The 18630-nt window shown below is 43.1% G+C and carries 17 protein-coding genes; 9 read left to right on the forward strand and 8 right to left on the reverse strand.

Annotated features, from left to right (window positions below; genetic code table 11):
* Positions 1–131: 131 nt before the first annotated feature.
* A complete protein-coding gene (locus PBF_RS03285; protein WP_035327059.1) occupies positions 132–458 on the reverse strand; it encodes a hypothetical protein in 327 nt (108 codons plus the stop codon).
* A 245-nt stretch (positions 459–703) separates the two neighbouring features.
* Between PBF_RS03285 and fabG the strand changes: the two genes are divergently transcribed.
* The 3 genes from fabG to PBF_RS03300 all read left to right on the forward strand — a co-directional run bounded on the left by fabG (position 704) and on the right by PBF_RS03300 (position 3295).
* A complete protein-coding gene (fabG, locus tag PBF_RS03290; RefSeq protein ID WP_035327061.1) occupies positions 704–1444 on the forward strand; it encodes a 3-oxoacyl-ACP reductase FabG in 741 nt (246 codons plus the stop codon).
* A 55-nt stretch (positions 1445–1499) separates the two neighbouring features.
* Positions 1500–2678 (forward strand): thiolase family protein, encoded by a 1179-nt coding sequence (locus tag PBF_RS03295; RefSeq protein ID WP_035327063.1) that lies wholly within the window; start codon positions 1500–1502, stop codon positions 2676–2678.
* Positions 2679–2755: 77 nt separating this feature from the next.
* Positions 2756–3295: a GNAT family N-acetyltransferase gene (locus PBF_RS03300; RefSeq protein ID WP_235192192.1), complete on the forward strand. Its 540-nt coding sequence runs from the start codon at positions 2756–2758 to the stop codon at positions 3293–3295.
* Between the two features lie 30 nt (positions 3296–3325).
* Here the strand turns inward: PBF_RS03300 and PBF_RS03305 are convergent, their stop codons facing one another.
* The gene (locus tag PBF_RS03305; protein ID WP_035327066.1) at positions 3326–4480 is read right to left on the reverse strand and encodes an MFS transporter; all 1155 of its coding nucleotides are present in this window, start codon (positions 4478–4480) and stop codon (positions 3326–3328) included.
* Between the two features lie 147 nt (positions 4481–4627).
* Between PBF_RS03305 and addB the strand changes: the two genes are divergently transcribed.
* The 3 genes from addB to PBF_RS03320 all read left to right on the forward strand — a co-directional run bounded on the left by addB (position 4628) and on the right by PBF_RS03320 (position 12376).
* Positions 4628–8134, forward strand: a complete 3507-nt coding sequence (addB, locus tag PBF_RS03310) for a helicase-exonuclease AddAB subunit AddB (RefSeq protein WP_035327068.1) — start codon at positions 4628–4630, stop codon at positions 8132–8134.
* On the forward strand, positions 8112–11870 hold the full coding sequence (gene addA / locus PBF_RS03315) for a helicase-exonuclease AddAB subunit AddA (RefSeq protein WP_035327070.1): 3759 nt from the start codon (positions 8112–8114) through the stop codon (positions 11868–11870). Before addB ends, addA begins: the two co-directional genes overlap by 23 nt.
* 194 nt (positions 11871–12064) lie before the next feature.
* The gene (locus tag PBF_RS03320; RefSeq protein ID WP_035327072.1) at positions 12065–12376 is read left to right on the forward strand and encodes an HNH endonuclease; all 312 of its coding nucleotides are present in this window, start codon (positions 12065–12067) and stop codon (positions 12374–12376) included.
* Between the two features lie 35 nt (positions 12377–12411).
* Here PBF_RS03320 and PBF_RS03325 read toward each other — a convergent pair whose 3' ends face one another.
* From PBF_RS03325 to PBF_RS25300, 6 genes are read right to left on the reverse strand one after another with little or no spacing between them, the layout of a single operon-like run.
* Positions 12412–12630 (reverse strand): spore germination protein, encoded by a 219-nt coding sequence (locus PBF_RS03325; RefSeq protein ID WP_035327074.1) that lies wholly within the window; start codon positions 12628–12630, stop codon positions 12412–12414.
* 31 nt (positions 12631–12661) lie between these two features.
* Entirely contained in the window at positions 12662–13042 is a 381-nt protein-coding gene (locus tag PBF_RS03330) for a spore germination protein GerPE (RefSeq protein WP_035327076.1), read from the reverse strand.
* Positions 13043–13048: 6 nt separating this feature from the next.
* Complete coding sequence (locus PBF_RS03335) at positions 13049–13225, reverse strand: germination protein GerPD (protein ID WP_009331284.1); 177 nt, start codon at positions 13223–13225, stop codon at positions 13049–13051.
* On the reverse strand, positions 13222–13827 hold the full coding sequence (gene gerPC / locus PBF_RS03340; protein WP_035327078.1) for a spore germination protein GerPC: 606 nt from the start codon (positions 13825–13827) through the stop codon (positions 13222–13224). Before gerPC ends, PBF_RS03335 begins: the two co-directional genes overlap by 4 nt.
* Before the next feature lie 29 nt (positions 13828–13856).
* Positions 13857–14096, reverse strand: coding sequence for a spore germination protein GerPB (locus PBF_RS03345; RefSeq protein WP_035327584.1), 240 nt, complete (start codon positions 14094–14096; stop codon positions 13857–13859).
* Between the two features lie 13 nt (positions 14097–14109).
* Positions 14110–14331: a spore germination protein gene (locus PBF_RS25300; protein WP_009331280.1), complete on the reverse strand. Its 222-nt coding sequence runs from the start codon at positions 14329–14331 to the stop codon at positions 14110–14112.
* 210 nt (positions 14332–14541) lie between these two features.
* Here PBF_RS25300 and PBF_RS03350 point away from each other — a divergent pair, with 210 nt between their 5' ends.
* From PBF_RS03350 to PBF_RS03360, 3 genes are all read left to right on the forward strand, one after another.
* A complete protein-coding gene (locus PBF_RS03350; RefSeq protein WP_035327080.1) occupies positions 14542–16134 on the forward strand; it encodes a long-chain-fatty-acid--CoA ligase in 1593 nt (530 codons plus the stop codon).
* A 142-nt stretch (positions 16135–16276) separates the two neighbouring features.
* Complete coding sequence (locus PBF_RS03355; RefSeq protein WP_035327082.1) at positions 16277–17464, forward strand: DUF418 domain-containing protein; 1188 nt, start codon at positions 16277–16279, stop codon at positions 17462–17464.
* 65 nt (positions 17465–17529) lie between these two features.
* Positions 17530–18447, forward strand: coding sequence for a fumarylacetoacetate hydrolase family protein (locus tag PBF_RS03360; protein WP_035327084.1), 918 nt, complete (start codon positions 17530–17532; stop codon positions 18445–18447).
* Positions 18448–18630: the final 183 nt, after the last annotated feature.

Raw genomic sequence — 18630 nt, forward strand, 5'->3', positions numbered from 1 at the left:
GCCCGACCAAAAGCGACAGCTTTTGAGAGGATGCGGGTCATGCAGACGTTGCCACAGGACGTGGCGTTCTTAGTCTGCGTTCCTTCGTGGGCAAGGTGCTTGCGCTTTTCTTATTGCAGAAAAGACTCGTCTTAGATAACATGCAAATTGGGATTATTCCTATATTCAGGTTCACAGTTTACACACACGTTTTCATCATAGTCAGTCATATTCACATCTTCACGATTGTATTCAATTCCGCAAAGGGAGCAGGCAACCATTTTCTCTTCTTCCAGTTCTTCCGGGTAAATGGGTATAGCGTCATTAATATTAATAGGCTCTACTGTAATTCCGCGTGAATTGGCCATTTCGGCATTTAAGTATTCCTTTGCGGATTCTTCACTTTCCCAGAATCCCAAGTCCCACAACAGCTCTTGGGCGTCTCCGTTTTGTGCCATCAATCCATAAACAACTTTCATGATAAATGCCCCTTTCCAATTTGCTGTCTATTGTTTATATTTCTTAGCCTTTTTTAGCTGCAGTTAAACCGATTCAAAAAATTCCCATCAGCTCCCTTGGAAGACTAGGAGCGTTTTTAAATAATAATTGCAAGGGGATACAGGAGAATCTGCGGGCTTTGTCGAATTAAAGCTGATGTACACGTTAACGGATTTGTTTTGGTTTTTGTTGTCGGAATATTGGAACAAAAAGTGAGGTGCAAATAATGAGGCTTAAGGATAAAGTCGCTATAATTACGGGTGCTGCCAATGGGATTGGTCTCGCTGCAGCAGAAAGGTTCGCACGTGAAGGAGCCGCAGTCGCCATGGCAGATTATGATGCAGATATGGGAATAACCAGGGCTCAAGAGCTCAAGGAAAAAGGCTTAAAAGTAGAGTTTTTTCAGGTTAATGTAGCTGACAGGAAAAGCATAGACAGTATGGCGGTAGCTGTAAAAGCGGCATTTGGGAAAATTGACATCCTTATCAATAATGCAGGAATAACCAGGGACGGGATGCTTTCAAAGTTATCCCCGGATGATTTTCAGGCGGTTGTGGATGTGAATCTGTCAGGTGTTTTCCATTGTACACAAGCAGTGCTTCCATTCATGCTGGAGCAGGGAAGCGGAAAAATTATCAATACATCTTCTGTTTCCGGAATTTATGGGAATGTCGGACAGACAAACTACGCTGCAGCCAAAGCGGGTGTGGTTGGAATGACTAAAACATGGGCAAAAGAACTCGGCCGAAAAGGAATTAACGTTAATGCCGTGGCCCCAGGATTTATCTCTACAGGCATGACAGCAAAAGTGCCGGAAAAGGTGATTGGCCAAATGCAGGGCATGGTTCCGCTGGGCAGGCTGGGAAAACCGGAAGATATCGCGAATGCATATGTGTTTCTGGCTTCGGATGAATCTGATTATGTGAATGGCACAGTCCTGCATGTAGATGGCGGTATTATGATGTAATAACCTGAATCCGAGCGAGTGCTCGATAGTCAGATAATAAAAGAGGTGGATAAGAATGAGAAATGTTGTAATAACGTCAGCAGTAAGAACACCAGTCGGGACATTTGGCGGAGCTTTTAAAGATCTTCTGCCAACAGATTTGATTGTACCTATATTAAAAGAGGCTGCCGGAAGAAGCGGCTTGGAGAGCAGTGAGGTGGATGAAGTCATTTTGGGACACTGCATTCAGCGTACAGATGAACCGAACACAGCAAGGACAGCAGCATTGCTTGCAGGCTTTGACAATACGACAACAGGGTTCACAGTCCAGAGACAGTGTGCATCCGGTATGCAGGCCATTATTTCCGCTGCCCTGCAGATTGCATCAGGGATGTCAGATATCGTGATTGCCGGAGGAGTAGAAGCCATGAGCTCCAGTCCATATGTATTAAAACAGCATCGCTGGGGCGCCCGCATGCAGCATGGACAGGTAACCGACACAGTATGGGAGATTCTCGAAGATCCAATCCATCATATCATGATGGGGGAAACAGCAGAAAACCTGGCAGAAATTCATTCCATCACAAGGGAAGAGCAAGATGAAGTCGCATTGCTTAGCCATAAAAGAGCCCTGCACGCGATTGAAAGCGGTTACTTTGATTCGCAAATCGTTCCAATTACTGTGAAGACCCGGAAAGGAGAAGTAACCGTTGCAAAAGATGAAAACCCGCGTGCGGACTTAACAGCGGAAAAGCTGAGCAGCTTGAAGCCGGTCTTTAGAAAGGGCGGAACGGTAACAGCAGGAAACTCATCCAGCCTCAATGACGGCGGGGCAGCACTAGTCCTCATGCCGGAAGAGCTGGCTCTGGAAAGAGGACTGGAGCCGCTGGCAAAGATTGCTGGCTTCTCTGTTGCGGGAGTTGATCCGAAAGTAATGGGAAGAGGACCTGTTCCGGCAGTTAAAAATGGTCTTGCCAGTGTCAATTGGTCGCTTGAAGAAGCTGATTTGATTGAAGTTAATGAGGCCTTTGCGGCCCAATATTTGGCGGTTGAGAGAGAACTTGGCCTAAACCGGGAAAAAGTAAATGTAAATGGAAGCGGAATCAGCCTTGGACACCCTATTGGATGTACAGGTGCCCGTCTTGTGGTGAGTCTTGTTCATGAGTTAAAGAGAAGAGGAGGCCATAAAGGAATAGCATCTTTATGTGTCGGAGGTGGAATGGGAGCCACAGTATTTGTGGAAACGTACGAATAAAGAGTTCCTTCGGGAGCTCTTTATTTATCTAAGAGATTTCTCTTCTGATTAATTGATTTTTTATGGGAGTGAAGAAAGTGTTAAGCAGAACAGTATTATCAGGGGAAAATATTATTCTCGGGTCATTTATTGACGAAGATATCAATAAAATAATCGAGTGGCATACGGACGAAAAAATCATGAGAAATCTCGATGCTCTTCCGGTAAAACCTAAACAGGAAACAGAAATTAAGAAGTGGCTTGATGAGTGCCCGCAAGACACCTTCAGGTTTTCGCTCAGGTTAAAAGAAGGAAATGAATTAATCGGCTTTGCAGAGTTAAACGGTATTTTATGGCCGCACAGAACAGGCTGGGTTACCATAGCCATTGCACATGAATCCAAATGGGGAAAAGGGTATGGAAAAGAAGCTATGCAATGCCTGATCCGCTATGCTTTTAGGGAACTGAATCTGTACAGGCTCCAACTTACAGTATTTTCCTATAACGCTAGAGCTAAAAATCTTTATGAAAGTCTTGGATTCCAGAAAGAAGGATGCTATAGAGAGTTTCTTGAGCGCGATGGGAAACGGCATGATATGTATTTATACGGGCTCCTGAGAAAGGAGTGGAAAGAGTGAAGAAGCGCGGAAACATTCCGCGCTCAAGATTTATTCTGGCTGACTGACAAAAATAATATCTTTTGACAAGAAATAGCTAAGAACGATATTCGTAAGGAAAAAGGCAAGAAGCAGAAACAGTACATCATGATATTCCAGAATCATAACCGCCGGCGGCGCAATGCTTGCTCCGGTTAATAGAAAAAAAGAATAGAGAGAAAGCGCTTTTGCACGATCACCTCCTGCAATCATGCCAATCAGGGTGATAACTGTGGGAACAAGAAGAGATATAGAGGCCACGAACATTATTGAAATAGCCATTAATGCAATGGTGCTGCTGAAGAAAAACATATTTATGATGCTGAAGATTCCTAAAAATAAACCAAGCTTTAATGTCAAATGAGCACCAATCCGCTCAATTAATTTTCCCGTAAAGAGAGACAGCAGCGCCCCGATTAGTCCCACAGCTCTTAATGTGAACAGCTCCTCCATGGTTCCCTCGAAATTCCTTCCTATTGCATCGTAAAAAGCTACAAAGGTAAACAGCAAAGTAAAGGTAATAGCATAGCTTTGGAGCAGGCTTCCATTCATTAATAGTTTTTTCATAATAGAAATAACGGAAACCCCTGACTTGGAAGGGGGAGAAGTGCCTGGTAGTATTTTATACGATACAAGGAAAAGAATTAAATAGCAAAACGCAAAGAAATAAAAAGCATAGTTCCATTTAAAATAAAATGTAATTGTCGAACTGATCAGCTGTCCAAGGATGCCGGCGACAAGGAATCCTGTATTGATAAAAACAAGCAGCAGGGTGCGGCTCCTCGGCTGAAAAAGATCAAAGGAATAAGCGAAGGCAACAGGAGCAAAGCTCCCAAGAGTCAGCCCCTGAATCGACCTGGTTATATAGAGAGCTTCTACATTAGGAGAGAGACCGACGGCAAAAGTGGACAAAGCAGAAGCAAACAAACCTGTAATAATAATTCTGCGCCTGCCAAACGTATCAGAGGCAGGACCAAAGAACAGCAGGCCGGCTGCATAAAAAAATGCAAACAGGCTTCCTCCGCCAACAATATAATTTTCATTTACTTTAAATGAGTCAGCAATATCCCCGTAAATAGGGATTAGTGTATAAATGTTGCTGGCTACGAAAATCCCTGTAACTGTCAAAATGACTGAAGTTGCAATCAGGATTTGTTTTGAAATCATCCTTATCACCTGCCGATATACTTTATGCACCATACCCCGTATAGGAAAGTTGTCATTTCCACAATTTTGAAGAACCCCATACAAAAAATTGAACAGCTGATATGATAAAATAATGATAGAGAGAGAGCTTTTTTAAGGAGGAGTAATATGACCGTACGTTTATTGATAGGCCGTTCCGGGAGCGGTAAAACGGAATACTGCCTTAACCAAATCCGTGATGAACTGCGGTTTAATCCGGATGGAGATCCCATCATTTATTTAGTGCCGGAACAAATGACGTTCCTATCAGAATATAAATTAATAACAACACCTGGCCTTGGCGGAATGATCCGCAGCCAGGTATACTCTTTCACGCGTCTTGCCTGGAGAATTCTTCAGGAAACGGGAGGCATGAGCAGATACCATCTTAATAGTGTAGGCATCAGCATGCTAATCCGCAAAATCATTGAAGATAAAAAGGATGAACTTAAGCTATTTCAAAGGGCTGCAGACAAAAATGGCTTTATTCAGCAAGTTGAACAAATAATGACCGAATTCAAACGTTATTGTGTAGCTCCTGATGAACTGGCGGAAAGGCAAAATCAGCTCTCGGCAAGCGGGAAGTCAAATAAGGCACTCCAGGACAAGCTGCATGATCTTGAGATAATCTATAAAAATTTTGAGGAATCCCTTTCTGGCAAATATACAGATTCCGAGGATTATTTCCGCCTGCTTGCGGAAAAAGCCTCCCATTCAGAGTATCTAAAAAATTCCGAGGTTTATATAGATGGGTTTTACAGTTTTACACCACAGGAATATGCAATTGTTGAACAGCTGATGAATCATTGTAAAAACGTCACAATCACATTAACGCTTGACCAGCCGTTTAAGAATAATGCTTCTGATGAGCTTCATTTATTCAGAATGCCGGGAGAGAACTATCAGACAATTAAAGAATTGGCTTCCAGCAACAGGCTGGATGTGGAAGAGATACTCCTTTCCGAGCAAAAAAGGTGGATTAAGCCTTCACTTAAGCATCTTGAGGCACATTTTGACAGCAGGCCTGCAAAGGCATTTACAGGGGAAGCGGACATTCACATTGGACAGGCTGTCAGCAGGAGGGCCGAAATTGAGGGCGTTGCCAGGAAAATTAACAAGCTTGTTCGCACACATGGTTATCGTTACCGTGATATTGCCGTACTGGCAAGAAACGGCCAGGATTATCATGACATGATTGAAACAGTGTTCCGTGACTATGAGATCCCATTTTTTATTGATCAGAAAAGAACCATGCTGAATCACCCGCTCGTTGAGTTAATCAGGTCAACACTTGAAATAATCAATGGGAATTGGCGCTATGAACCAATTTTCAGAGCTATAAAAACAGAGCTGATTTTTCCGTCCAGGTTAAACCCCGGAAAGCTTCGTGAGCAAATGGACAGACTTGAGAACTATGTTCTTGCTTATGGCATTCAAGGAGACAAATGGACGAAGAAAAAGAGATGGACATACAGAAGAATCAGGGGGCTGGAGTTTGAAGCAGTTGCCCAGACTGATGCCGAGAAAAAAGTAGAAGATGAGTTAAATGATCTGCGCGAAAAGATTACAGGCCCAATATTAAGGCTGCACAAGCGCTTAAGAAAGGCTGCTGATGGCCGCGGCTTTTGTGAAGCTTTATTTTTATACCTGGAAGAATTGGATGTGCCTGTGAAGATTGAAAGGTGGAAAACTGCCCAGGAGGAGAAAGGGAACCTGGTTAAGTCCAGGGAACATGGTCAAGCATGGAATGCCATTATGGAGCTTCTGGATCAATATGTAGAAATGCTTGGTGAAGAAGAAGTGACGCTTAAGCGTTTTGCTTCCATTCTTGATGCCGGACTGGAGTCGCTTCGCTTTACGCTTGTTCCGCCTGCCATTGATCAGGTCATGGCGGCTGATTTGGAAAGATCAAGGCTAACCGATATTAAAGCTGCTTTTGTCATTGGGCTTAATGAAGGAGTACTTCCTGCCAAATTCTCGGAGGATGGTGTGCTGGCGGATGACGACAGGGAAATACTGAACACAAACGGAATGAAACTGGCGCCGGGAAGCCGCACACGTCTGCTTGATGAGGAATTTATAGCTTATAAAGCGTTTGTTACTCCATCAGAAAAACTTTATATCAGCTATCCATTGGCAAATGAAGAAGGTAAAGCACTTATGCCGTCTCCTTATATTAAAAGATTGGGAGATTTATTTCCTGATTGCAGGCATCATTCCTTCATGTCTGATCCGGCAGAGCTTAAGGAAACGGAGCAGCTGGAGTATGCTGATAACCTTAATACAGCATTATCGTATTTGACTTCACAGCTTCAGCTCAAAAAACGCAGTTATCCAATCTATGACCTTTGGTGGGATGTTTATAACTATTACCTTAAAAATGAGCAGTGGAGAAGGCCTGCATTGAAGGTGCTTTCCAGCCTTAATTATGAAAACAGGACACTTCAGCTTGGTGAGGACGTCAGTAAGGAATTATATGGCGACCATATTCAGGCGAGTGTTTCGAGAATGGAATTATTCCATAGCTGTCCATTTTCCCATTTTGCACAGCATGGACTAAGGCTGCGGGAAAGACAGGTATACCGCCTGGAGGCACCGGATATAGGGGATCTTTTCCATGCTGCTTTGAAATTTATTGCAGAAACAGTTATGACTCATAAACTTTCATGGACAGATATGACGAGGGAACAGTGTGAGATCCTTGCAAAAGAAGCAGTTGAAATGCTTGCTCCTAAACTTCAAAATGAAATTCTCTTAAGCTCTAACAGGCATCACTATATTAAGAGAAAGCTTGAGCAAATTATCAGCAGGGCTTCCTATGTCATCAGCGAGCATGCCAAATCAAGCGGATTCTCGCCAGTGGGCCTTGAATTGGGGTTTGGTCCGAAAGGAGAGCTTCCTTCGCTTGCTTTTCCTCTTAAAAACGGGGCTAAAATGGAGCTTGTCGGAAGAATTGACAGAGTAGACAAGGCTCAGGATGCAAACGGAACATTTTTACGGGTAATTGACTATAAATCCAGCTCCAAGGATCTGAATGTAAGTGAGGTTTACTATGGCATTGCCCTGCAGATGCTGACCTATCTGGACATCATAATTGCCCATTCCAGCTCTTTAATAGGAACAAAAGCCGATCCGGCAGGAGTCCTTTACTTCCATGTTCATAATCCAATCGTCAGCACATCAAAAATGCTGACCCTGGAGGATATCGAGCAGGAACTCTATAAGAAATTCAAAATGAATGGCCTGCTGCTTGGAGATGAAAATGTTATCAGGTTAATGGACCAGACGCTTGAGACAGGCGACTCATCCATTATCTCTGCCGGGTTCAAAAAGGACGGCACTCTTTCGAAGCGGTCTAAAGTGGCAAGCAAGCAGGAGTTTGATTATTTGCGCCGCTATGTAAGAAAGATGTATAGGAATACAGGCAATAAGATTACAGAGGGCAATGTTGAAATTGCCCCATATAAAATGAAGGAAAAGACACCATGTACATTTTGTGCCTATAAATCTGTATGCCAATTTGACGAATCTCTTGAAACAAATGATTACAGAGTATTTACTCCTAAGCCAAAAGAAGACATGATTGAAATCATCAAGAAGGAGGTGGAGGGCGATGAAAATGACCATACCGCCTAAGCCGGAAGATGCAACCTGGACTGATGACCAATGGAAAGCAATTATGGCCAAGGGCCAGGATATCCTTGTGGCTGCAGCCGCCGGATCAGGGAAAACAGCTGTTTTGGTTGAAAGGATTATCAATAAGATTATCGAGGATGATGATCCTATAAATGTCGATGAACTGCTTGTTGTGACCTTCACAAATGCCTCGGCAGCAGAAATGAGGCACAGAATCGGCGAGGCTCTTGAAAAAGCTATTAATGATAATCCGCGATCTGCTCACCTCAGAAAGCAGGTAAGCTTATTAAACAGGGCATCCATCTCGACCTTGCACTCATTTTGCTTAGAGATGATCCGCAAATATTACTACATGACCGATATTGATCCGGGGTTTCGGATTGCTGATGAAACAGAAGCACAGCTTTTGAGGGATGAAGTACTCGAAGAGCTTTTTGAAGAGGAATACGGCAAAGAGGGAAATGAAGGATTCTTTGCACTAGTGGACACTTTTACAAATGACAGAAGCGATACGGCCCTTCAGGATATAATAAGGGATTTATACGATTTTGCCCGTTCCAACCCTTCACCTGATCAATATCTTGATTCAATTGTGGAGATGTATAATGTGGACGGAGTCAGCAGTCTAGAGCAGCTTCCATTTGTCCGTTCACTTTTGGAGGATATTGATCTTCAACTGAAAGGAGCCAAACAGCTGCTTGAATATGGGCTTGAGCTGACCAAGCTTCCAGGGGGGCCGGCTCCGAGAGCAGAGAACTTTATCGCAGATCTGCACGTTGTAAATACACTAATTGAAGCGAAAAAAGATTCATGGACGATGCTGTATGAAGCGATGCAAACTTGGTCTTTTGGCAGAGCCAAAACGTGTAAGGGCGATGATTATGATGAAGATCTGGTCGAAAAAGCAAAGAAACTTAGGGATCAGGCCAAGAAAATCATTACCGGCCTGCAGGAAGAACTGTTTTTCCGCAGACAGGAAAGCTTCATGCGTGATATGGCGGAAATGAAACCCCATATCGAAGAGCTTGTTTCGTTAGTTAAAGATTTTTCCATTCGCTTCGAACAGATTAAAACTGAAAAAGGGCTTGTTGACTTTGCTGATCTTGAGCATTATTGCCTTGAAATTCTTTCATCACCAGATGAGGAGGGAAGGCTTTTGCCTTCAGAAGCGGCTCTTGTCTGCAGAAATCAGTTCAAAGAAGTTCTGGTTGATGAGTATCAGGATACCAACATGGTTCAGGAAGCTATTTTGCAGCTGGTAACGGCAGATTCAGAAGAGAACGGGAATTTATTCATGGTAGGGGATGTTAAGCAGTCGATCTACCGTTTCCGCCTTGCAGAGCCTAATCTGTTTCTGGGCAAGTACACCCGGTTTGACAGGGACGGAGAAAGAGCAGGGCTTAGAATTGATCTGGCACGAAATTTTAGAAGCCGTAAAGAAGTTCTGCATGGGACCAATTATATCTTTAAGCAGATAATGGGGACGTCAGTCGGTGAAATTGAGTATGACCAGGCAGCTGAACTTATTAAAGGAGCTCCCTATTCAGAGGATCAGGAGCACCCTGTGGAGCTTGCCATTATTGATCTTGAAGGAAATGATAAGAGTGAACCGGAGCCTGAATCCATGGATGAGGGTTTTGACAGCGAAGATTTAGCCCAGTCACAGCTCGAGGCCAGATATATGGCGTCGAAAATTAAAGAAATCATTGGGAATCGGAAGGAAGTTTACAACACAAAGACTCATTCTGGACGGCCTGCCAAGTACAGGGATGTTGTCATCCTGCTTCGTTCCATGACATGGGCTCCGCAGATTATGGAGGAATTTAAACAGCAGGGAATCCCTGTCTATGCCAATCTTTCCAGCGGTTACTTCGAAGCAACAGAAGTTGCGATTATGATGTCACTTCTAAAAGTGATAGATAATCCGTATCAGGATATTCCGCTGGCATCGGTTTTAAGATCTCCTATTTTGGGGCTGACCGAAGAAGAGCTTGCACAAATCAGAATCCATAATAAAAGGGGTTCGTTCTATGAAGCATTAACTTCTTTTTGCCGGAATCACCCAACCCTTGAAACGGGAGAACTATATGAAAAAGTCCGGCCATTTTTTGATACTCTTGAAGAATGGCGTGTAATGGCGCGCCGGGGTTCCCTTTCCGAGCTGATTTGGCATCTGTATAGAGAAACCCGTTTTTATGATTTTGTCGGCGGCATGCCGGGCGGAAAACAGAGGCAGGCAAACCTGCGCGCATTGTACGACAGAGCCAGGCAGTATGAAGCAACATCATTCAGAGGATTATTCCGTTTCTTAAGGTTTATTGAACGAATGCGGGACAGAGGCGATGATCTTGGTGCTGCCCGCGCTTTGGGTGAGCAGGAAGATGTGGTCCGCCTTATGACGATCCACAGCAGCAAAGGACTGGAATTTCCTTTTGTTTTTATTGCAGGACTTGCCCGCAGCTTTAATACAATGGATTTGAAAAAACCATATATGCTTGATAAGGAATTTGGATTCGCTGCAAAATATGTAAATGCCGAGAAAAGAATATCGTATCCCTCTTTGCCGCAGATTGCCTTTAAACGAAAAAAGAAAATGGAAATGCTTGCTGAAGAAATGCGGGTACTATATGTTGCTTTAACGCGGGCGAAGGAAAAGCTGTACCTGGTTTCGTCTGTCAAGAGTGCAGATAAAAAATTAAATAAGTGGCTGCAGGCATCCGAGCATAAGGACTGGCTCCTGAATGAGTATGACAGGGCTTCTGCAAACAGTTATCTGGACTGGATTGGCCAGGCTCTTGTCCGGCATCGGGATTGTGAGACATTGAGAGGGGAAGTGACGGTGCATCCTCTCGTCCCGGGTGATATACTTGAGCACCCATCGTGCTGGAATATAACGATAATCAAAAGAGAAGAAGCGGTTGTTCTTTCGGAAGAAGCCAATGAGGGCGAAACGGATTTACTGAAATTGGTTTATAAAGGAAAACCTGTTCCGGTTGAATCTGCTTATAAGGATAAAGTTGATGAACAGCTTTCCTGGAAATATTCCTTTAAGCAAGCAACTCAATCCAGATCTAAACAGTCCGTTTCGGAAGTGAAGCGGCAACGGGAGATTTTTTCTGAGGAAGACAGCGGCACTGAATTAATCCGTAAAATCAGTAAACCGGCGCTCAGCCGGCCTCGCTTTATGCAGGAAAAATCCCTTTCTCCAGCTGAAAGGGGTACTGCCATGCACGCTGTGATGCAGCATATTGATTTCAGCCGGCCTGCAACAGTGGAAACGATATCCTCCAAAATGGATGAGATGGTTCACAATGAATTACTCACGGAAGAGCAGCGTGCCAGCATTGAGCCACAGCTGATTGTACAGTTTTTCGAAACCGAACTGGGACAAAGAATTGTTCAGGCTAAATCTGTACGAAGAGAAGTCCCATTCAGTTTATCTTTCCCAGCAGGGGAAATCTACTCAGATTGGCAGGGAGAAGATGAACCGGTTCTCATTCAGGGGATTGTGGACTGTGTATTCGAAGATGAGCATGGTCTGGTGCTCCTGGATTATAAAACGGATGGAATTACCGGCCGGTTTAAGGGTGGCTTTGCTGAAGCCAGACCTGTTCTCGAAAACAGGTACAAAATTCAAATTGACATGTATACCAGAGCATTGGAACAGATTTTAAAAAGGGAAATTAATGAAAGATACCTGTTTTTCTTTGACGGAGCTCATACAATTAAATTATAGGAAAAGCCGGCAAGGGGACTTGCCGGCTTTTTGTATATATGCAGGAGGGTTATTTATTGAGCACCAGCCGAAAAGGTGCGCACACCCAAGAATTTCCGCGGGCAGACGAAACATCCCCACACACAAAGAGGAGAATTCCGCGCATTACTATCGCGCCGATATAAAGGGTACTGTAAATATAAAGGAGGATTGCCATGGGAAAAAGGCGCACAGAAACCGGAATCTGCGAATTATGTCTGAGGGAAGATACTGATATAACAGTCCACCATTTAACGCCAAAAGAAATGGGAGGGACCTTTCTGCCGACCGCTCGATTATGCATACCATGTCATAAGCAGATTCATGCTTTATATACGAATTCAGAGCTTGCTGTACGACTGAATTCAATCGAGTTATTGCAGCAGGATGATAAAATCCGGAAATATTTGAAATGGATCAGGAAACAGCCTTCATCTAAGCTGACAAAAGCAAGGAAGTCGAATGAACGGAAATCGAAAGGACGATAACGGAGGCGCTATCGTCCTGACTTACTGAAAATAAATTAGTTATTGCCGACATTTGGCTGATCAACCAGACTGGTATCCAGTACGTTACTGGCGCTAAGGCCATTGTTTGTGATGACAAAGCCGCCTGTGTTAGCGGCACCCTGTCCGGTTGTTGATTTGGAATTGTTTTTTGGAGAGATATAAAGAGAGTCTCCGAATTGAACAATTCCTCCGCTGACATTAATGATTTGTACCGGTCCGATTATAGCTGGCATGTAAAACATCCTTTATGAAAAATTTTCATCCTTAAGTTCTGCTGTTTTTGGGATAAACCTGACGAATATGCTTGACCCGGGCTTCCATTGAAATGTTTCCGCTGTTCCCGATATGAATGACAGATGAGGAGGAAACCCCGATAATATCAATATTCTGAACCCGAATGATCGGATTGAGCTGTGTTGTCTGCATCGTTATGTCTTCTTCAATAGGGATTAAAGGAATGGGTTCTCTGAATACAGGATAGACTGAAAAATTCCCTTCCTTCGCGTTAAAATACTCAGCTTCACGCTGGTCAGCAATCGCTCTTGAGAATCCTTTAATAAAGCATGAGTCCCCAATTTCAAATACAGAAGAAAAGGCAATGGTGTCAATATTGATTTTATCAACAGATGAAGTTCTTTGCAGCATAGCAGCTTACTCCGGTGTCAGAGGCACAAATGGCCCTATCAGAAGTGACTCAGGTGGTGTATCAAAAGTAGCTGCCAGCTGGATCGTTTGCGTATCCCCCACCATTAAAACTGATGAACTGGATACACCCAGTACTCTTATGCTGCCTACGCACAGATCTCTGTTATAAACCTGATAATTCATTCTTTATTCATTCCTTTCATATTCTCCGGCAAATGCGAAATAAAGGCATGGACCCCATTTTGGATTTCCTTCTTTATCAGCTCTATAATCTCTTCGTTATTTTCCTGTCCGGAGCGATTCGATGCCTGCTGCTGAATATAGAAGTCAATCCGGTTAGGCAGCTGCTTTTTGATATCTTCTTTGATAAACGCAATATACGAATCATCCGCATTTACATTGAGTTTCTTCTGTGCGGAAGCTGTAATCTCCGGAAGTTCCCGTTCTAAATACTGATAAATGGCATCTTCAATTTCCATTGTTCTCTTCATCTGGGTTTTAGGCGAAACAGGTGCTTTAACATTTTTGTTATCTACGGCAAAATCTTCAATGTTTTGCAGCTCAGAAGGATTTAAGCCAATATTTAGAGTGCCTTCAAGAGACTCTACCTTAAGCTGGTCAAATTTATATTCAATCCGGTCAACCTGCATCGGCGGGCGGTTTTTCAGAACTTCAGTCTCTTCCTGAAGTTTTTTGACCGTGGCTTCCAGGCTTCGTATTCGTTTTTCCTGTGTCTCTACAAAAGCGTGCAATTGCTGAAGATAGGTATTTAATTGCTGGTTCAAGCGCACCACCTCGCTTATGAAAAATAATATTATCGTTTCTGCGCACCAGTCAGAGGTACAGAAGGCGCAAGTAAAACACTTCCCCCTGCCGGCCCCGCCGGTGTCGGCAATTCTGCTTCAGGTGCAGGCTCGGTAAATCCTCCAGTGTTATACAAATAAGACGCCGGCTTTATAATGCCTGCACTTCCAATCTGCATGACGGAAGAGTTTGTAATCCCGCCGATCTTTATGAAATGAATATGAATGGATTGCTGTATATAAAAATTCATATTATCACCCGTTTTATGCATTGAAATAATTGCCCTGATCCACACCATCACAATCATAAGTGTTTGTTGTGCTCCGGTGATTGTAAACATTCAGGCCATCCCCAGTGTTAAACGATCCCGCACCTGAAAAGGTCTTCGCGTTAGAAACTGGCATGATTTTATATACGTCCCCGATATTGAAGACAGAGCTGCTTCCGATAGATATGACCTGTGCGACTCCCACAATAGCTGGCATACATAACACCCTTTAAAATGATTTCTTGTATATCGTATGTGCCTAATTGCTGAATGTGATTAATAAGCCCAATAATATCTCAGTTGTTCGGTAATTGAAGCGGCCGGTAAAATGTTATATAACAGACAAATTCGGCATGAAACTGTTTTAATTTTGTGATAATATAGAAAATATATAAATAACAGAATTTTTATGCGGGGTGACTATTTAATGAATGTTCCATTGATACTTTCGCAGTTTTTAGATCGTGCTGTGTCCCTTTACGGTAATAAAAAAGCAATCTTTGCAGATGACAGGGTTTTTACATATGAGGAATTGAACACAAGGGTTAATCAGCTCTCTCATGGTTTAAAAGCTTCAGGTATTCAAAAAGGGGACAGGATTGCTTATCTGGCACCGAATTCAGTTGAAATGCTGGAGGGGTTTTATGGAGTTTTTCAGCTGGGCGGAATAATGGTTCCGCTAAATATCAGGCTGAAGCCGGAAGACTATCTGTTTATATTGAATCACAGCGAATCAAAAATCCTGTTTGTAGATCAGGACCTTTACCATCTTATACTTCCTGTAAAAGATCAGCTGAAAACTGTGGAAAAAGTCTTCGTGCATTATAAAGAGGATGATACAGAAGAAATTGATTATGATTCATGGCTCAGCAGCCAGCACAGCAGTCCATATCAAAGAGAGGTCCTCGATGAAAATGACGTATGCAGCCTTTTATATACAAGCGGTACAACTGGAAATCCTAAAGGTGTCATGCTGACCCACCGCAATAATTACCTGCATGCATTGTCAACAATGCATCATTTGAGAGTTAGCGATCAGGATGTATTGCTGCATGTCCTGCCGATGTTTCATGTGAATGGATGGGGGTCGCCTTTTTATTACACGGCAAATGGCGCTTCTCAGGTGTGTATGAGAAAAGTCACGCCGGAAAAGATATTTGACGCCCTTCAGGAGCATAAAGTATCAGTCATGCATATGGCCCCTACTGTACTGAATTCGCTGATGCAGCATTATGAACAATTCGTTCCATCAGTTGATCAGGATGTCAGAGTGGTTATTGCTGGTTCGGCGCCTCCGCCAGCCTTTGTAACAAGAGTGGAAAAGGAGCTTGGATGGGAGTTCATACAGGTATATGGCATGACTGAATCATCTCCGCTAAGCACAGTTTCGACGATTCGTTCTCACCTTCAGGAACTTCCGCTTAACCAGCAGTACCGGATGAAAGCGAAAGCAGGGTACCAGATGATAGGCTGTGAAGTCAAGGTAATCAATGAACATGGTGAAGAAGTGGTCCAAAACGGCAATGAAATCGGTGAGGTAGTTGTCCGCAGCAACGGAGTTATGAAGGGCTATTGGAAAAATGAAGAGGCAACGATGGAAGCTATTAGGGACGGCTGGCTTCATACCGGTGATATGGCAAATGTTGATGAAAATGGCAATATCGATATTGTTGACCGAAAAAAGGATATCATTATCAGCGGCGGAGAAAACATCTCATCCATAGAAATAGAAGGGGCATTATATGAGCATCCTTCAATACTGGAAGCTGCTGTTATAGCTGTGCCTCACGAAAAATGGGGGGAAACCCCGCATGCCTTTGTAGTCCTGCGAATTGGAAAAACATTGACAGAGCAGGAGATTATCAGTTTTACCAGGGAGAAGCTTGCACACTTTAAAGCAGTAACGGGAGTGACTTTTGTCGAAGAGTTGCCGAAAACGGCTTCAGGGAAAATTCAAAAAATCCACCTTCGGAACAACAACTGGGAGTCGAAAGGGAAAACAGACCGTTTTGTTAATTAAATGAAAGCGGGAATTTTTCAATGTTGTTTCCGTCCAGCTCCAGCGTCAAGTTACATGCGCTGGAGCATTTCTTTTCTGGACAAGCAGAATCCAGCTCTCTATCATTAAGATTAGATTTTCTTTACATAGAAGGAGGCGCTTTATGGACAGGCAGGTCAGCCCGGTTCTGGAGAAGGATCGGATTATTTCGCTGGATATTATGAGGGGATTTGCCATTCTTGGGATTTTTTTGGTTAATATGCTTTCCTTTCATTCACCATATTTGTATATTGATCCTTTTGAATGGTGGGACAGTCCGGCAGATAAAGGGGCTTTTGCGTTTATCGATATCTTTGTGCAGGCAAGCTTCTATCCTTTGTTTTCCATGCTGTTCGGTTATGGTTTAGTCATTCTAAGGGAGAGGGCAATGGCCAAGGGCCTTGGTTTTGGAGGAATGGCTGCAAGGAGATTTTCCCTTTTGCTGCTGATAGGCATCATTCACGCTTTTCTTATTTGGCATGGGGATATTTTAATAAACTATGCAATCTTTGGCTTCGTCTTTTTATTGTTTGTAAAAATGTCCGGAAAAAATATGCTTTTAACTGGAATATTGCTTTATATCATTCCAAATCTGCTATTTGTTCTATTGTTATTTGCAACAGTTTTGTTTGTTCCGCCTGAAGAGCTGTCAATCTATGACAAAGAAGCCGCATTAGCTTCTTTACAGGCCTATCAAAATGGAAGCTTTTCCGAGATTACCTCACAGCGCATCCAGGATTGGTCAGGTGTTAATAATCTTGCTTCACTGCCTATCATGCTGGCATCCATTTTTCCTTTATTTTTAATAGGGGGAGGAGCAGCCAAGCTGCGATGGCTGGAGGAGCCTGAAAAAAACCGGGCATTCCTCATGAAAATTATGCTGGTTTCTTTCGCTGCAGGGTTATTCTTCAAATTGCTGCCTTACATTACGGAAAGCAATCTGGGACTGGATTACATGCAAGACATATTTGGAGGTCCGCTGCTGGCTATTGCTTATGGTTTAGGGATAGTGGTAATGATGAAAAATAGTCAGAGACCTGGATTCCTGCTGCCGCTCTCATATGTTGGGAAACTGTCGCTCTCAAATTACCTTTTCCAGTCCATTATCTCGACTTTTATTTTTTACAGTTATGGACTAGGGTTCTATGGGAAGGTTTCTGCATTTTGGGGGACACTTTTAGTTATGTTCATCTTCGCTTTCCAGGTCATCATCAGCCGCTTCTGGATTGCCCGCTATTATTATGGACCGGTCGAATGGCTCTGGAGGAGCTTCACTTATTTGAAAATCCCTAATCAGAAGAGAAAGGGTTAAAATTGTCCAAAAATCTGAAAATTTATATTATACTAAAAAGTGAATAATAGAATGAGGTGATAAGATTGAAATTTGTTACTTTTAAGGATAGCACAGGAAGCAGCGCAGGTTTACTGGACGAGACCGGGACAAAGGTGCTTCCGCTAAAAGCAGCTTTAGAAAAAATGGAAGGCAAAAGTGACTTGCCGGCGACTCTGAAGGAATGTATCGCTTTAGGGGATAAGTTCGATAAGTTCATTGATAAAGTACATAGTTTAACAGATTGGCTTAGCAGCAATCCTGCAAGGGAAGAACTATTTCGCCCGCTCGCTTCCGCTGCATTGGAAGCACCTATTCCCCGTCCGGATAAGAACATCTTTTGTGTAGGCAAGAATTATGCCGAGCATGCCATTGAGATGGGAAGCAAGGAAGATATTCCCGAGCATATAATGGTCTTTACGAAATCGCCAACAACGGTCATAGGACCTGATGCAACAGTATTAAATCACAATAATGTCACTGCAGAGCTTGATTATGAGGGAGAGCTTGCTGTTGTAATCGGAAAAAAAGGAATGGCGATTCCAAAGGAAAAAGCATTGGAGCACATTTTTGGCTACACGATTATTAATGATGTGACAGCAAGGGATCTGCAGTCCCGCCATAAGCAATTTTTTATCGGTAAAAGCCTGGATGCCACGTGTCCGATGGGTCCCTGGATTGTCCATAGATCTGCTGTTGAAAACCCGAATCAGCTTGACATTCAAACAAAGGTAAACGGAGAGCTGAGACAAAGTTCAAATACTGAAAACTTTATCTTCCCAATCGAGGAAGTCATCTCGGTCCTGTCAAAGGGAATGACACTTGAGCCTGGTGACATAATCGCTACTGGAACTCCCGCAGGGGTAGGCAAGGGCTTTAAGCCTCCGCGTTTTCTTAAGCCGGGAGATAAAGTGGAAATTACAGTAGAAAAAATAGGAACTCTGACAAATTTTATAGAGAAATAAAAGAAAGATGGCCTGTGTACACATGCACAGGCATTTAAGTATTAATTTGTCAATGAGATATATCACATTTTGCCATAAATAGTTCACAAAGTTGCCCTTATACAATCTTTTTTGCATCTTAACTTTAGGATTTTCAAAGTCAATATGGTATGATGATATCGAATTTTACATTAGGAGGCACTG

Origin of the sequence: Cytobacillus firmus DS1, assembly GCF_000565285.1 — a bacterium.
Lineage (GTDB): Bacteria > Bacillota > Bacilli > Bacillales > Cytobacillaceae > Cytobacillus > Cytobacillus firmus_A.

Coding starts and splice junctions, on each gene's coding strand:
- PBF_RS03285 (WP_035327059.1), bottom strand. CDS start 458: ATGAAAGTTGTTTATGGATTGATGGCACAAAACGGAGACGCCCAAGAG.
- fabG (WP_035327061.1), top strand. CDS start 704: ATGAGGCTTAAGGATAAAGTCGCTATAATTACGGGTGCTGCCAATGGG.
- PBF_RS03295 (WP_035327063.1), top strand. CDS start 1,500: ATGAGAAATGTTGTAATAACGTCAGCAGTAAGAACACCAGTCGGGACA.
- PBF_RS03305 (WP_035327066.1), bottom strand. CDS start 4,480: ATGATTTCAAAACAAATCCTGATTGCAACTTCAGTCATTTTGACAGTT.
- addB (WP_035327068.1), top strand. CDS start 4,628: ATGACCGTACGTTTATTGATAGGCCGTTCCGGGAGCGGTAAAACGGAA.
- addA (WP_035327070.1), top strand. CDS start 8,112: ATGAAAATGACCATACCGCCTAAGCCGGAAGATGCAACCTGGACTGAT.
- PBF_RS03320 (WP_035327072.1), top strand. CDS start 12,065: ATGGGAAAAAGGCGCACAGAAACCGGAATCTGCGAATTATGTCTGAGG.
- PBF_RS03325 (WP_035327074.1), bottom strand. CDS start 12,630: ATGCCAGCTATAATCGGACCGGTACAAATCATTAATGTCAGCGGAGGA.
- PBF_RS03330 (WP_035327076.1), bottom strand. CDS start 13,042: ATGCTGCAAAGAACTTCATCTGTTGATAAAATCAATATTGACACCATT.
- PBF_RS03335 (WP_009331284.1), bottom strand. CDS start 13,225: ATGAATTATCAGGTTTATAACAGAGATCTGTGCGTAGGCAGCATAAGA.
- PBF_RS03345 (WP_035327584.1), bottom strand. CDS start 14,096: ATGAATTTTTATATACAGCAATCCATTCATATTCATTTCATAAAGATC.
- PBF_RS25300 (WP_009331280.1), bottom strand. CDS start 14,331: ATGCCAGCTATTGTGGGAGTCGCACAGGTCATATCTATCGGAAGCAGC.
- PBF_RS03350 (WP_035327080.1), top strand. CDS start 14,542: ATGAATGTTCCATTGATACTTTCGCAGTTTTTAGATCGTGCTGTGTCC.
- PBF_RS03355 (WP_035327082.1), top strand. CDS start 16,277: ATGGACAGGCAGGTCAGCCCGGTTCTGGAGAAGGATCGGATTATTTCG.